Origin of the sequence: Shouchella oshimensis (genome assembly GCF_002019765.1) — a bacterium.
In the GTDB taxonomy this organism is placed as follows: Bacteria; Bacillota; Bacilli; order Bacillales; family Bacillaceae_D; genus Shouchella; species Shouchella oshimensis.
Genome location: NZ_KV917380.1, coordinates 3,402,213 through 3,416,349, shown reverse-complemented (window position 1 = coordinate 3,416,349; position 14,137 = coordinate 3,402,213). Strand labels below are relative to the sequence as shown.

General features: G+C 38.8%; 17 protein-coding genes. 8 read left to right on the top strand and 9 right to left on the bottom strand.

All coding sequences use genetic code 11. The features are described from left to right. Positions 1-25 precede the first annotated feature (25 nt). Together BK583_RS20510 and BK583_RS17205 are read left to right on the top strand one after the other, a co-directional pair. Positions 26-205 (top strand): hypothetical protein, encoded by a 180-nt coding sequence (locus BK583_RS20510; protein ID WP_139366204.1) that lies wholly within the window; start codon positions 26-28, stop codon positions 203-205. Between the two features lie 88 nt (positions 206-293). Beyond that, positions 294-824 carry a GNAT family N-acetyltransferase gene (locus tag BK583_RS17205; RefSeq protein ID WP_055737272.1) on the top strand — a complete coding sequence of 177 codons (531 nt, stop codon included), beginning with the start codon at positions 294-296 and terminating at the stop codon, positions 822-824. Positions 825-990: 166 nt separating this feature from the next. On the opposite strand, the gene BK583_RS17200 is transcribed toward BK583_RS17205, so the two are convergent. After that, a complete protein-coding gene (locus BK583_RS17200) occupies positions 991-2,328 on the bottom strand; it encodes an amidohydrolase family protein (RefSeq protein ID WP_055737273.1) in 1,338 nt (445 codons plus the stop codon). A 5-nt stretch (positions 2,329-2,333) separates the two neighbouring features. Then, positions 2,334-2,825 carry a GNAT family N-acetyltransferase gene (locus BK583_RS17195; RefSeq protein ID WP_055737274.1) on the bottom strand — a complete coding sequence of 164 codons (492 nt, stop codon included), beginning with the start codon at positions 2,823-2,825 and terminating at the stop codon, positions 2,334-2,336. Between the two features lie 108 nt (positions 2,826-2,933). Between BK583_RS17195 and BK583_RS20875 the strand changes: the two genes are divergently transcribed. Next, positions 2,934-3,104, top strand: coding sequence for a hypothetical protein (locus tag BK583_RS20875; protein WP_160319314.1), 171 nt, complete (start codon positions 2,934-2,936; stop codon positions 3,102-3,104). Between the two features lie 218 nt (positions 3,105-3,322). On the opposite strand, the gene BK583_RS17190 is transcribed toward BK583_RS20875, so the two are convergent. The 4 genes from BK583_RS17190 to BK583_RS17175 all read right to left on the bottom strand — a co-directional run bounded on the left by BK583_RS17190 (position 3,323) and on the right by BK583_RS17175 (position 6,265). After that, positions 3,323-4,240, bottom strand: coding sequence for an AEC family transporter (locus tag BK583_RS17190; protein ID WP_038477085.1), 918 nt, complete (start codon positions 4,238-4,240; stop codon positions 3,323-3,325). Positions 4,241-4,377: 137 nt separating this feature from the next. Then, complete coding sequence (locus BK583_RS17185; RefSeq protein WP_236702460.1) at positions 4,378-5,100, bottom strand: ABC transporter permease; 723 nt, start codon at positions 5,098-5,100, stop codon at positions 4,378-4,380. Between the two features lie 5 nt (positions 5,101-5,105). Further along, the gene (locus BK583_RS17180; protein WP_055737276.1) at positions 5,106-5,840 is read right to left on the bottom strand and encodes an ABC transporter ATP-binding protein; all 735 of its coding nucleotides are present in this window, start codon (positions 5,838-5,840) and stop codon (positions 5,106-5,108) included. Continuing rightward, positions 5,837-6,265 carry a helix-turn-helix domain-containing protein gene (locus BK583_RS17175; RefSeq protein WP_201785153.1) on the bottom strand — a complete coding sequence of 143 codons (429 nt, stop codon included), beginning with the start codon at positions 6,263-6,265 and terminating at the stop codon, positions 5,837-5,839. Before BK583_RS17175 ends, BK583_RS17180 begins: the two co-directional genes overlap by 4 nt. Positions 6,266-6,488: 223 nt before the next feature. Here BK583_RS17175 and BK583_RS17170 point away from each other — a divergent pair, with 223 nt between their 5' ends. Then, positions 6,489-7,478 carry a zinc-dependent alcohol dehydrogenase family protein gene (locus tag BK583_RS17170; protein ID WP_055737278.1) on the top strand — a complete coding sequence of 330 codons (990 nt, stop codon included), beginning with the start codon at positions 6,489-6,491 and terminating at the stop codon, positions 7,476-7,478. 277 nt (positions 7,479-7,755) lie between these two features. Here the strand turns inward: BK583_RS17170 and BK583_RS17165 are convergent, their stop codons facing one another. Together BK583_RS17165 and sda are read right to left on the bottom strand one after the other, a co-directional pair. Then, positions 7,756-8,406 (bottom strand): hypothetical protein, encoded by a 651-nt coding sequence (locus BK583_RS17165; protein WP_055737279.1) that lies wholly within the window; start codon positions 8,404-8,406, stop codon positions 7,756-7,758. Between the two features lie 644 nt (positions 8,407-9,050). Then, positions 9,051-9,257 (bottom strand): sporulation histidine kinase inhibitor Sda, encoded by a 207-nt coding sequence (sda, locus tag BK583_RS17155; RefSeq protein ID WP_055736656.1) that lies wholly within the window; start codon positions 9,255-9,257, stop codon positions 9,051-9,053. Positions 9,258-9,397: 140 nt separating this feature from the next. Here sda and BK583_RS17150 point away from each other — a divergent pair, with 140 nt between their 5' ends. The 4 genes from BK583_RS17150 to BK583_RS17135 all read left to right on the top strand — a co-directional run bounded on the left by BK583_RS17150 (position 9,398) and on the right by BK583_RS17135 (position 13,810). Further along, the gene (locus BK583_RS17150) at positions 9,398-10,495 is read left to right on the top strand and encodes a DNA alkylation repair protein (protein ID WP_055736657.1); all 1,098 of its coding nucleotides are present in this window, start codon (positions 9,398-9,400) and stop codon (positions 10,493-10,495) included. A 466-nt stretch (positions 10,496-10,961) separates the two neighbouring features. Continuing rightward, positions 10,962-12,005: a Delta(5) desaturase DesA gene (desA, locus tag BK583_RS17145; RefSeq protein ID WP_038477109.1), complete on the top strand. Its 1,044-nt coding sequence runs from the start codon at positions 10,962-10,964 to the stop codon at positions 12,003-12,005. A gap of 75 nt (positions 12,006-12,080) precedes the next feature. Then, positions 12,081-13,214 carry a sensor histidine kinase gene (locus BK583_RS17140; protein WP_055736658.1) on the top strand — a complete coding sequence of 378 codons (1,134 nt, stop codon included), beginning with the start codon at positions 12,081-12,083 and terminating at the stop codon, positions 13,212-13,214. Beyond that, positions 13,211-13,810, top strand: coding sequence for a response regulator transcription factor (locus tag BK583_RS17135; RefSeq protein WP_055736659.1), 600 nt, complete (start codon positions 13,211-13,213; stop codon positions 13,808-13,810). The genes BK583_RS17140 and BK583_RS17135 overlap by 4 nt, the downstream gene beginning before the upstream one ends. A gap of 108 nt (positions 13,811-13,918) precedes the next feature. Here BK583_RS17135 and BK583_RS20870 read toward each other — a convergent pair whose 3' ends face one another. Continuing rightward, positions 13,919-14,086, bottom strand: a complete 168-nt coding sequence (locus BK583_RS20870) for a hypothetical protein (protein WP_158318490.1) — start codon at positions 14,084-14,086, stop codon at positions 13,919-13,921. Positions 14,087-14,137 lie beyond the last annotated feature (51 nt).

Here is a 14,137-nt window from a genome sequence, read left to right as displayed (position 1 = left end):
TGCTGGATGTGAGGAGGCGAACGAATTGAAGGTACTAGTATTTTGTGATAAGTGCGGAAACCCGAAGGCCCTATCGAACTATGTATTAAAAGCATATATCGCGACTGCTCATTATGTTTATTGCGACGTGTGTCAGCATGAAAACAACGTTACATCAACCTTAAGACGGTATGCGTTTCAATTAAGAAGAAAGCAAGGGTATTAATTCGTTCAGAGCCTAATAGGCTTTTTTATTTTGCCTATCGTTCATGATAGAGTAAGGGTGAGTGAATAGAAAGGGAGGGAAAATTGGAGTGGGAAAAGTAGTATTTTCAGAAGCGGAATTCGATTTAGCAGAAGTGGTTTATGAAGATTGGAAAGCCATTCATCGTTATGCGTCACTTCCAATCGTTAGTCAATACCAACCATGGGAGACAATGAGAGAGAAAGATACGACCGATTATGTGAAAGGAATTGTAGAGGCTGCTCAGCAGGTGCCACGTATCCGTTTTGCGTATGCTATTCAAAAAGATAGGCGAACGATTGGCGTTACAGAATTAAATGTGCGAGATAAAACAAATGGCGAGATTTCGTACATTTTACATCCTGATTATTGGGGACAAGGTTTAGCAACAAAAGCAGCAAAAAAGATGCTTCTATATGGATTTGAAGAATTAGAGTTACATCGTATTTATGGAACATGCGATCCGAATAATGGTGCCTCGGCAAGGGTACTACAGCGTCTTGGCATGCGAGAAGAAGGAAGATTACGCGAAAACCTCTGGTCAAAAGACCATTGGCGGGATTCATTATTATTTAGCGTGCTTGTTCATGAATGTGGATAACCATCACAGACAATCAAAATTGATGATCAAAGAGGTTAATATGTGTATAAAAAATGTAGATAAGTCGGAAAACTGTGGAAAATGAATTCGTTTTCGAAGTGTTATCCACAAATATTTCAAAAACGAACAGCCTTCCGAATGCTCGTAAGGCTGTTATGTTCAGCTACTATACGTTCGTATGAGCAAGCACATGCTGTTGCGCGTCCGATAACTGGCTACGAAGTGAGTCAAGATTACTGAATAACAGCTGACCGTGTCGTTTAACGGCCTTACCAGCAACGAATACAGAATCAACATTGCCTGGATGTGCAGTTTGGACGACAGCGCCGATTGGATCGGTAATCGGACTTAAGTTTAGATCACACGTATTTAGTAAAATAATGTCAGCTTCTTTTCCTACTTCAAGACTACCAATCTTGTCGTCAAGTAAGAGTGCTTTAGCTCCTTCAATAGTTGCGCATTCTAGGATTTGATTGGCAGAGAGATGGAGGTCTGGTCCGGGCATTATGCCTTCATCAAGAAGCTTTTCATTGACTCGCGCTCTCTCTGCTTGTAAGGCAAACTTCATTTGAGCAAACATATCGCCACCTGTAGACGTCACGACATCGACACCGAGAGTAGGCTTGACACCATTTTCAAGAGCGAGGCCTGTAGCTGGGTAGCCATGGCCCATCATCATTTCGACTTCTGGTGTGACAGACACACTCCCACCCTTAGCGGCAATTCGTTTCATGGCCTCATCGGTTACGCGGTTCATATGCGTAAAGTTCAAGTCCTTTCCAAGAAGGTGTTGCTCGTCAAGGCGTTCGATGGAATGGGCTGTACGTCCCCAAGTACCAAATCCTAAATGCATGGTAGCCAAAATTCCCATTTCTCGAGCGGTGTTTATTTCGTTTACAGCTGTATCCCATGCACTGAATTCAGGGCCGCGAATAGCAAGACCTAATGTAAGCAGCTGGTTTGGGGATTGGAAGTAAGCCGATTGAATGGTTTTCGCATCGTCTGTATGCGTTAATGTACTGTCATTGTTCCAAAATGCCTCATCTCCAGGTGCACCATATGCAAATACAGCTCGAATTCCAGCATCTTGTAATCCACGAATGCTTTCTTCAGCATGTTCAATGGAATTAATCATTGTCCAATCGAGGATGGTTGTTACACCAGCGTCTAATGCTTCTAACGCGCCAAACAAATTGCCGATGTAATCGTCTTGAGGTCTACGCTTTGAACCTATCCCACCATAATAGAGTTTACTCAAGTAGGTTTGTAAGGACCAATCAGCACCAATATTCCGAATCATAGATTCCCAAGTGTGACGGTGACTGTCAACAAAGCCAGGCATCACAATCCTATTACTCGCATTAATGATGTCGGCCTCTTCATCGTGGATAGAAGGTTCAATTTTACTTATTTTTGTCCCCTCTATTAAAATATCAGCTTTTATGTAAGTAGTTTGATCTGTTACGGGTATGACAGTCCCGCCTTTAATAAGTGTCTTCTTCATAAGGATCATCCTTTCCCATTTAGTTTTTTTTCCATTTCAATGAGGGTGACTGGATAACCAAAAAAATCTCCCGTACGCTCTCCAGTTCGCTCAAACCCTTCATTTGTGTAAAAATCAACGCTTTTATTCCCTTTATAAACGATCAGACGGCAGTGGTCTGGTTGTTCAAATCGTCTCAGTCCTGTATGAAGCAAAGATCTCCCAATACCTTGACCTTGCTGATCTGGATCTACATAGAGTGATTCAAGGTAAGCGTTATGCTCAGAATATTTCTCCCGGGAAAAAAACGCATATCCATGAATACGACCATGTTCCTCGGCAACAAGTGTAATAGAAGAACGAAAACGACGATTCATCTCGTGGGAGGAATAAGCATCTCGAATGACTTTTTTCTGAATCTCATCTGGAATTTGCGGTGTATAGGTTGCCTTCCACGTCTTAGTAGCGAGTGCTCGGATGGCATGGATGTCACGCTTTTTCATATCTCGTATGTGCATCAAACATTCCTCCTTTATGAAGGCTTTAGATGGTTATTACTGTTAGCTTACCAAATAGTTGCAGAAAAGCGAAAAACAATGCTTACATAGATTCAGAGAGGTGATGAAATGAGAGAAGATGTAGTTAAATACGAAAAGCGAGGCCTGACGATTACTGTTCGCGAAGCCAAAATAGAAGATGCCACTACACTTGGTAGATTGCGAGCAATCTTAGATGGCGAAACAGACCATTTCGATCGAGTATATGGAGAAGATGTATTAACGGAAGAAGGTTTTTGAAGCATTATGGATTGGTACTTATACATGTATTGAGGAGGTGTATTATGAACTAGCAATTTTTAATTGGCGGTGACGCCTGTGGAAGAAGGGACGTGTTGAGACATAGCAGCTAGGTCTGCGTTGGCTCAACCGTTCCTCCACGGCAAGCTTCCGCCAATTAAGAAAGTAAATTGCTAATATGTGACTAATTAATTTAAAAATAAAGTACAGATTCCTCCTTAAAAAAGTACGGTTGACAAAGCGATAACACCAGTAACTGTAAGGCAGCTAAAAAGTGTTGTATACAAAACAACTTGTGCATGTAATTCAGGTTCAATATTGTATTGCAGTGCAAGTGTTGCCGTATTCCTTGAGGTTGGAAAAGAGCTAGCAATAAAGAGAGATTGCGCAACAATACCATCAAGATTCAAAAGTACGATAATACCTAATGCGACGGATGGTCCAACGAGTAACCGTCCAATAATAGAAAAAAGAACAACACGATGAAACAAACCAAATTGAATAGTCGCTAATTGGGCCCCTAAAAGGATGAGCGCAAGTGCAATGAACCCATTTGCAAGATAACTCAGAGGTGTTTCAATAAAACTAGGAAGTGGAATCCGAAACAATTGAAAAAGCAGTCCTAGAATAAGGGCATGAATAATCGGCATTTTTAAGAATGAGAGAAGAATGCCTTTAAAGGATTTTGTCGCCGATAAGAGGTTATACAATCCATACGAATAGGTAAGTAAATTTTGAAAAATGAGTACAAAGATTTGAATCGTAACGCCAAGGGGATTAGCGCTGAAGATCATTTGACTGACAGGTAAACCATAGTTTCCTGAATTCATTAGTGAGACACTGTTTTTTAAAACGGCTGCTTCGCTACCTGAAAGGTGAAGTATTTTAGTAATCGCTGTACTAAATAGGATCATCACCAGTGTAAATAAAAGAAGGTAGCCAAGGATTTGTGATAGAACAATTAGATCAATGTCGACGTAATAGAGATTTAAAAAAATCGATGCTGGCATAAAACATACAGTTAATAAAGTAGAAAACGGTTTTAATTTAAACTCATACTGGCGTTGTAACAAGAGGCCTAACGCCATAAGGACAAGAATTGGAAAAATGACTTCAAGGAAGATAGCACCAAACATATGGAATCACTCCATTCGTAATGAGAATCGATCTTTATTGTATCGCGAAAGTAGTAATGAACATAATACCCCTTTTTAATCCTCTATGATAAGAAATTCGAATCATATTAAAAAAGGGGTGGTGTATCTTCCATTTTTCACACGTACCGCATACGTCGTTTAAAGGTAAAGACGGCCATTACACTCATACCGATTGCGTAAAGAAACACCCATCCTACGTGAGGAAGTGTATCGATGAGATGACCAGATAATGCCTCTCTGCTTGCTTCAACAGCATGAACAAATGGGAGGGAATAGGCAACAGCTTCAAACCAGCCGCCAATTAAAGAGACATCAAACCAAGCACCACTAAGCCATGCACATAGGTTCGTCAAAACGGCTCCGCAAATGCCTCCAACTTGTTTAGTAGTACAAACACTACCAGCTAGTAACCCAATCGCAATAAAGAGCAAAGCCGCTGGAAGGAGAGTTAGGATTGACCAAAAGATGTTAATAGATAGTGGGAGACCAAGGAAGAAAGCGATAAGATAGCAAAAAGTCATTTGTACGAGTGCTAATAAAAAAAGGGGTAGTGCGTAACCAAGGATGAAGTGCTGTGAACGTAAAGGCGTTGTAAATAATCTGAGCAAAAAAGAATACTCACGATCGCTTGCTATCAACATTCCTGCGAACAGAGAAATAAAGGATAAGCTGAACAGAGCGATACCTGGCGTCAGTTGTTCAATGTGAAAAGGTTCATTCGGAATGTTCGATTGTATAAGAGTGAGTAAGAAAAGAAGCAGGGAAGGGAAAGCAAACCCGAACAGTAGGGTGAGCCATTCTCGCGTCATTTCCTTATAATTTCGAGATGCGAATGCCATCGTCTTCAAGAGGGTACCTCCTCTGTTTGCACAAAGGATACGAATGCATCCTCTAAAGAGTCTGTATGCTTCTGCTTTTTTAAGTTTGCAGGGGTACCTGTTTTAATAAGGAATCCATTTGCCATAATACCAATCCGGTCAGCAAGTGCGTCTGCTTCTTCCATGTGATGGGTTGTTAAAACAATCGTCATACTCCCTTTTAATTCCTTGATAACATTCCAAAGCTCTCTACGAGCAACAACATCAACTCCTACAGTTGGTTCATCAAGAAAAAGGACGTTTGGTTTTGTGACGAGCGCCATGCCTATACTTAATCGCCTCATCATGCCGCCAGATAAATGCTTCGCTTTTTTAGTTTTCTCATGTTGTAAATTCAATTGCAAGAGAGTGTGTTTACACTGTTTTTTTGCTTCTAATTTTGATGCTCCATAAATAGTCGCCATTAGAAGAATATTTTCTTCCACGGTTAAATGAGGAGCAACAGCACTTTCTTGTGGAGAAACTCCAATGAGTGATTTTATTTGTTGAGGCTTTTTCTGTATGGAAAGGTGATGTATCGTAGCTTCACCACTTGTTGGCGCAAGTATAGTGGTGAGCATATTGATCAACGTTGTTTTCCCTGCCCCGTTTAAACCAAGCAACGCGAAAAGTTCGCCTTCTCTAATGGAAAGATTAAGCTGATTCACAGCTTTGTGCGTAGCATACTGTTTTGTTAAATCAAGCGTCTCAATTGCTTTCATTCGACGTTGTCACTTTCATTTTGGGCAGCGAAGATGTCACCGGCTAATGTTAAAAAATGCTCATTCTTTACAAGAGCTAATCCTTGTTCTTCATCACCGAGAATTAATAGCTTATCCCCAGCTCGCAATTGAAAAAGATCGCGAGCTTTTTTGGGAATCACAATGTGTCCCCGTTCGCTAATCGTTGTGACTCCAAAAATATGCTTGCCTTTGGGTCCGATACCGTATTGGGACTCTTCTCCTGAAGCCAGATCGTCTAAACGAACGTTAAACAGGCGGGCAAGAGCAATCGCATGGTTCATATCAGGAACCGTATCGCCACTTTCCCACTTTGCAACGGCTTGCCGGGAAACCTGTAGTTGCTCTGCAACGTTTTCTTGTGTGAGTTTGTTTTTCTTTCTTAGTTTCTTTAAATGCTCATTCATCCTATTTTTCATCCTCCTTTTCTTTCATTATAGCGGGATTAACGAGCTTTTCTACCAACTAAAGGTAACGTAAGATGTTAACGACTGTTAACATTTTAAACAAAAAAGAAAAGGAATCCATAAAGTGTGGACATTGAATCGATGGAAAGTCAAGGGAGGTTCCAATTTGTTTTGTTTTTGTCGTTCAACCTAATGCTATAATGCGTTAAAAGGGGTTGGGCTTGTGAATGGTAGACGAATTATTTACCGACAGTTTGGTTCTCCTGCGTCTGTTTTATCTGTTGAAGAAAGTCCGTCTCGGGCATTAAAGAAGGATGACGTACTTGTAAAAATGACGATGATGCCAATTAATCCGTCTGATCTTATTCCAATACGTGGGGCATATGCTCATCGCATTTCACTGCCTGCTGTACCTGGATATGAAGGTGTAGGTATTGTTGAAGAGGTAGGGAGCAATGTGTCATCTACTCTTATTGGAAAGCGTGTTCTTCCGTTAAGAGGAGAAGGGACTTGGCAAGATGTTGTTCAAACAAAAGCAGCTCATGTAGTGACAATTCCTTCAACACTAAATGACCGAACTGCTGCACAACTTTATATTAATCCGTTAACAGCATTTGTGCTTTGTACAGACATTTTGAACCTTAGGCCTAGAGATGTTGTTGTGATGAATGCGGCTAGCTCGGCACTGGGAAAATTAATTGCACAAATGTCAAAATTAAGAGGGTTCTCGTTCATTGCCGTCGTTCGAAATGACGTTTATAAAGAAGAACTTCTGCAATTAGGCGCAACAACTGTTGTGAACAATGGCGATGAATCCGTGTACGATGAAGTGCTAGCATATACAGCAGGAGCTGGTGCAACGGTAGCAATTGATTCCATTGGTGGTGAAGCAGGGAACAGGCTTGGTGCTTGCGTGCAAAGAAATGGGGTGTTTTTGGCTGTTGGCTTGCTATCAGGACAACAGGTAAATTGGCAAGGATTATCAAGTCGTTTGCAAACAACGCTTTTCCATTTAAGGCAGTGGAACAAGACTGTTACTGACACTCACTGGCATCAAGCATTCAATACACTGATTTCACATGTAAGTGAAGGCATACTAACTATTAGTAATGATGGTACGGCATATGAATTAGCGAATGTTCAACAAGCGGTCAAGCAAGCAGAACAAGCGTCAAATTTCAATGGGAAAGTGTTTTTACTAGGTCAAAAATAGCGATAGAGCAAGGGGAGAAATGGACTGATAATCAATAGTCCAATAAGAACCGGAATAGAGAATAGTAAACTGAAGAGAAAAAGATCTTGTAAAAATGGATGGTCAATAAATAGGAATGTGAGCACTGAGAAGATGATAAAGAGAATGAGAGAAAGGGTTATTCCTTTTATATGTCCTTTTAAAAAAGAATTGAGGGTAGAAAAAACTTCTTTCCTGGGATTGTTAATATGAAAAACCCCCTGTCCACCAAACGCTACCTGATGGAGGGGATCTTATTTTATTTATAAGTAACACCTATATATGGAGCGCCTGTCTTCGAAATTCTTTCGCTATACCATGTTTTGACATGCTTACCTCCTGGAGTTCTCTCTACATGCTTATGTTTTACATAAAATAAATCACTTCTAACACCTAATCTATTATAACGCCTTGGATCAGCAGGGTATGAAACTGATACTGTCGTACTGTGTGTAACGCTGATAGTTGCAGTAATTCCCTTGTATTTATAATTACCAGTCATTGTATAACTTTTACCGTTAGTTATAGTATAGTTATCAGCATAACTCCACGCTGGTGTAAACTTGTGGTAATTAATCCATACTCTGCTGAAATCTTTTCTTTCTACTACAGTTGAAGTGGTTCTATTACCTGAAACGAAAGTTCTTATAGTGTCTGATTCATAAGCATCCATATCTTCTTTATTTTCAAAGATTGTAACACTACCATCTTCTTCGGTGTATTGGTATGGAGCATCCACTTTTATGTCAACTTCTGCCCCCTCCATTTCTAACCATTCTTCAGTGTTCTTCCCTAAATCGATTAGTTGTTCGTCTTGAGCGTTAACAGTTTTCCCTTCTGTTATTAAAAAAGTGAATAGAGTAACAACTGATAAGAATATTACCGCAAATTTTGAATTTACATTGATCATTTTAAATCTCCTTTTTTAAAAATTTTCTAATGTATTTTTTTCATTAGATTTAGTATAATGGGGAAAGAAACCAAAAATTTTAAAAAGGTGGAATTTTTGTTGTATTTATTAACTGGAGTCATAAGCTTAATTTTTACATTTATTTTTATAACTTACCTTTATGGTTTAAATCAGATTTATTCTTCGATGTTTTCCCCTGGGTTAGTTATCTTTCCAGTTGTTTTACTTACTATAGCCTGTTATTCTCTATATCGTTATTACACGAAGGAAATGAAAAAATAGTTTTGTAAGAAGCTGTGCTTAGCAAAGCTTCTTTTTTCTACTATTCACTATTATTACTATTACTGGATTTATTTGTTTTAATTGTAACTCGTATTGGAAATTTAACAATGCTTTATGTGATTATTTTATAAAAAATTTAGAATTAGGTTTATTAAAGTAAGAATAGTTAATAAACAAGCTAGCTTGCTTTTCTTGCTTATATTCTTAATATTAGAAGCTATTTTTGAGTTTTTATTAAGGACTCAAAAGCTACCAATTTTATGGCAGGACAAACAGGATAAAGAATAAGAGGGAGATTAAGAGGAAAAGAATAGAAGGTTACGCCAACAAACTGTGTAAGAAGAAAGCGCACTTTGATCTAATTATTGATCGTTTTTCTTAAGTTCATTTCCTATATCTGATTTAGGAAGCAAAACAAATGATGTTGCCGGCGCATTCTGATTGTTTGATTGCATTCGCAGAAGGATTTCCTTTTTAAGAATGAGAATGAAATCTTCTGGTAAAGCTAGCGTGAGAGCATGGGTGTACGCTTCTAAAAGGCATTGATTCGGTAAGCTTTTTAATGACATAAATGCACTCCTTATCGACAGTATTTCACTTATATCCCTTAATTTCTAGAATAACGTTGCAAATCCCTACACAAATTGTCTTTTTTTCTATAAAATTTGTAGAAAAGAGAGTTGGCGAAGATGTGTGGAGAGGTGAGAAGATGGCAGAGCCATTAAAAAATATGTATAGTAGACCACTATTAGAGGATTTGGCTACGCGAATAAGCGCTAAAGATGATCATTTCGATAAGGTGAAATTCATTGAAGCCATCTTTAGTGGACAGTGGGAATCATTGTCTTTAAAAGAACGAATGCGAAAGATTACACTGGCTCTTGGTCAAACCCTTCCTAAGGATTATCGGAAGGCACTTTGTATTTTACAGTCATTAGGAAATGATGCTCAAAAAGGGCTGTTTGTACTATTTCCTGATTTTGTGGAAGTGTATGGACTAGAGCATTGGAAAGAGTCCATACACGCTCTTGAATATTTTACGAAGGGTTCAACAAGTGAGTTTGCCGTGCGACCATTTATTAAGAAAGACCCTGACCGTATGATGGAACAAATGAAGAGATGGGCAACGGATAAGGACGAGCATGTTAGACGTTTGGCAAGTGAAGGCTGTCGTCCTCGCTTACCGTGGGGAGAGGCATTGACGGACTTCAAGCGCGATCCAAGCCCAGTTTTAGAAGTGTTAGAGCTCTTGAAAAAAGACCCTTCCAAATACGTCCGAAAAAGTGTTGCCAACAATTTAAATGATCTTTCAAAAGACCATCCTGCTATTGTACTAGCCGTTGCCAATCGATGGAAAGGACAGCATGAATATACGGATTGGATTATTCGTCATGGTTGCAGAGGGTTATTAAGACTAGATGTACCTGAAGCTTATGCGCTATTCAATTATGTGAACAGTACAGAATGTTCCCACATTCTTGAAAATGCACACTTAGAGGCTTCGGCAACTACCATTAAAATTGGTGACTCTGTTACGCTATCTTGGGATGTAGCGATTAAAGAGCCTGTTAAGGGCAGAATTCGCTTTGAATATGCCATCGATTTTATGAAAGCTAACGGAAAAAGTTCACGAAAAAAATTCCTTCTTTTAGATCGAGCATTTTCGGAAAAAGAGACATTAACGCGTCACCGGATGCATCATTTTGCGGATCTATCCACCAGGAAGCACTACCCAGGTGATCATACTGTTTCCTTACTAGCAAATGGTGTGACGCTGGCACAAACGACAATAACTGTAACGGAATAGATGCAAAACAAACAGCTGAAGAATAGGCTAATGTTCCTGTTTTTTGCCTTTTTTAACAAATTGATTTTCATTCTCAAGTCATTTGTACTATAGTGAAGATACTAGGCAAAAGGAGGGTATTAGTATTTATTCTTCAGACGTTTTACAGAGACTAATTGATGATTTTGAAAACGGTCTCAATCGTCCCCTGTTAGAGGAAGAACGGGTTTTCTTACAACATATACTTACGGAAATGGATGATAAAGAGATATCAATGCCATAAATTGCTTTTACTTGATAGTAAACCTCATATAAAGTTAGACGAAAGGAGCCTACTCGGAATGAAGGGCTTCTTTTTTTATACGTAAAATGGCTTTTAGTCGGGCTTTATTGTCTTGACCATGACACTTATCATAGTCTGTGAATGACAGATGTGTCTTACGTATGCAAGTATCAACCATTACAATAACGATTGAGGTGGTTGGAGATGAGTAGGGAAAAACAACGAGCGTTAAAACAAAGTGTTGCACCGTATGCTAAATCGAATACAAAGATTGGCGTCTTTCAATTAATAAACACACTAGTACCTTTTTTAATTATGTGGTTCTTAGCTTATCAGAGCTTAACTATTTCTGTGGTATTAAGTCTTGTTTGTTCCGTTATCGCAGCAGGATTTGTCGTTCGAACGTTTATTATTTTTCATGATTGTACTCATGGAAGCTTTTTGAAGTCACCTAAATGGAATCGACTAATAGGAAATGTAACGGGTGTGCTTACTCATTTTCCGTTTGAAAAGTGGAAGCATAGTCATTCAATCCATCATGCAACGAGTGGGAATCTAGACAAACGTGGCACAGGTGATATTTGGGTAATGACTGTAGATGAATATAAAGAAGCATCATCATTCGAACGTTTAAAGTATCGCTTGTACAGAAATCCGTTGATTTTATTCGGATTAGGTCCACTTTATTTATTTTTAATAGAAAATCGTATCAATTGTAAGGGCGCAAAACGGAAGGAACGCTATAATACGTACGTAACCAATATTTGTATTGTGTTGATTTATGTTGGAATGAGTATGCTTGTTGGTTGGGAAGCTTTCTTACTTGTTCAACTTCCTATTATGTATGTGTCAGGCGCAGCAGGAATTTGGCTATTCTATGTACAACATCAATTCGAAGATTCTTACTTTGAAAATGATCATGAATGGGATTTTGTAAAAGCAGCTGTTGATGGAAGTTCTTACTATAAATTACCTAAGATTATACAATGGCTGACTGGCAATATTGGGTATCACCATGTGCATCATTTAAGTCCAAAAGTGCCAAATTATTATTTAGAAAAAACGCATGAGAATACACCACCATTACAGACGGCAACAACGATTACACTGAAAAAGAGTCTTGAATCCATTTCTTTCCGGTTATATGATGAAGAGAATCAAACGTTTATTAGCTTTAAAGAAATGAAACTGGCTAATCGCTTACAATCCATTCGACGTTCACGAGGTAGAACAAATCGAGTAGGATAAAAGTAAAATGGGAAAGCTCTCGGAAAAGGGAGCTTTCTTTGCTGTACACCAAATTGGCTGTAAGGAGTCTTTAGAATGTATCACTGGTTTCATATTTTCCCCAAAAATACAGGGTTAAGTCTCTATGCATGGATTGTCTTTTGCTTATTGCCCTTTTACTTCATTATTCGTTCATCTACTGTTTATGAAATTATTGTAGGTGTGGCAATGATTATGCTTTTTTTCACTGCCTATCGTTTGTCTTTTATCAAAAAAGGCTGGACCGTTTATGTAGCACTTAGTATTGAAATGCTTATTAGTATTGGCATGACTATTTATTTTGGTTATGTCTACTTCGCATTATTTATCGCCTTTTTTATAGGCAATTTAAAAAGCCGAGCAGGCTTTATTAGTCTATATGTCGTGCACCTTTCCACGACTGTCATAGCGTTTACCATTGGTTCCTTATTAGAGAATGAAGGGTTTATGGCTCAACTTCCTTTTAATGTCCTTAGTATATTAGGTGTGATTTTGTTACCATTTACCATTTCTCACCGTAATCGTAGAGAAGAGTTAGAGAGCCAGCTTAAAGTAGCGAATGAACGAATCTCCCAGCTTATGGTTGTGGAGGAGAGGCAGCGGATTGCTAGAGATCTACACGACACATTGGGACAAAAGCTATCTTTAATTGGCCTGAAAAGTGACTTGGCTCGAAAGTTATTAAAAGTCAAGCCAGATTTAGCTGAGCAAGAGCTTGAAGATATAAACCAAACGTCAAGAACAGCATTACGTGAAGTGAGGGAAATTGTCTCAGATATGAGAACAGCGCGATTGAAAGACGAGATGGTCCATGTTCAAGCGCTCCTTGCTTCCAGCGATATGGCGTGTGAGATTTCAGGAGAAGGGTCATTTAAACACCTTCCTCTGCTACTTGAAGACGTGTTCTGTATGTGCTTAAAAGAATCTGTGACAAATGTAGTCAAGCATAGTGAAGCTACTACGTGCACCATTCAATTAGAAAATCATCCGAACGAATGGCGTATGATTGTAAGGGATGATGGCGTCGGATTGCAACATAAGCTACCAGCAAGAAAGAAAAGTGGATTAATTGGAATGAAAGAAAGACTAGAATTTGTGAACGGGGATTTGGACATAACGTCTAGTGAGGGAACAGTACTGACCATTGCTATACCAAGAATTATTTATCAAAAAGAAGGAGAGGTACTATGATTCGAATTGTGATTGCAGAGGATCAAGGAATGGTTTTAGGTGCACTTGCATCCTTGTTAGAATTGGAAGCCGATATGACAGTTGTTGGAAAAGCCAAAACAGGTGTTGACGCCGTTGCGCTTGTAAAGCAGGTCCAACCGGATATTTGCATCATGGATATTGAAATGCCACTTATGACCGGAATAGAGGCTGCTGAACAATTAAAAGGTGAGGCATGCAAAATTATTATTCTCACGACATTCGCGCGAACCGGTTATTTTAATTATGCTCGTGCGGCTGGTGTCAGTGGGTATCTGCTAAAAGATAGTCCAAGTGATGAATTAGCACGAGCCATTCGCACGATTCTAGATGGACGCAAAGTCTATGCACCTGAATTAATGGATATGATCGACGACAGCACGAACCCGTTAACAGATCGAGAAGGTCAAGTAATTCAACTCATTGCAGAAGGAAAGAGCACAAAAGAAGTAGCAGATCATTTAAACATAAAAACAGGAACCGTCCGAAACTATGTATCGGTGATTTATGAAAAGTTAAACGTTACTAATCGAATTGAAGCTATTTCGCTGATCCAAGAAAAAGGCTGGTATAAATAAAAATAAACAGATGGGCATAAATGAGATAACTTCTATGTCCTTTTCCTGATTACCTGTATGGTTCATGTACTTGTTTTGTTATCGGTTCTGTTCCTCTGCTGAAACCTGTTACATACCGAGAAGTAAGCTTGCCATTATAGTAATAATAAAAGCAATTACAGTTGAGGCTACAAACCATGATTTTAGTGTTCCTTCGTTTTTTAACAAAGCATCGAAAATCCCATTAAGAATAAAGACAATAACAAACACTACGATAAAAAGTAAGAAAATAATCAAGTGCTGTCCTCCTTTAAACAACTTTTGCTTTTAGGTAATAAATTGAATCAA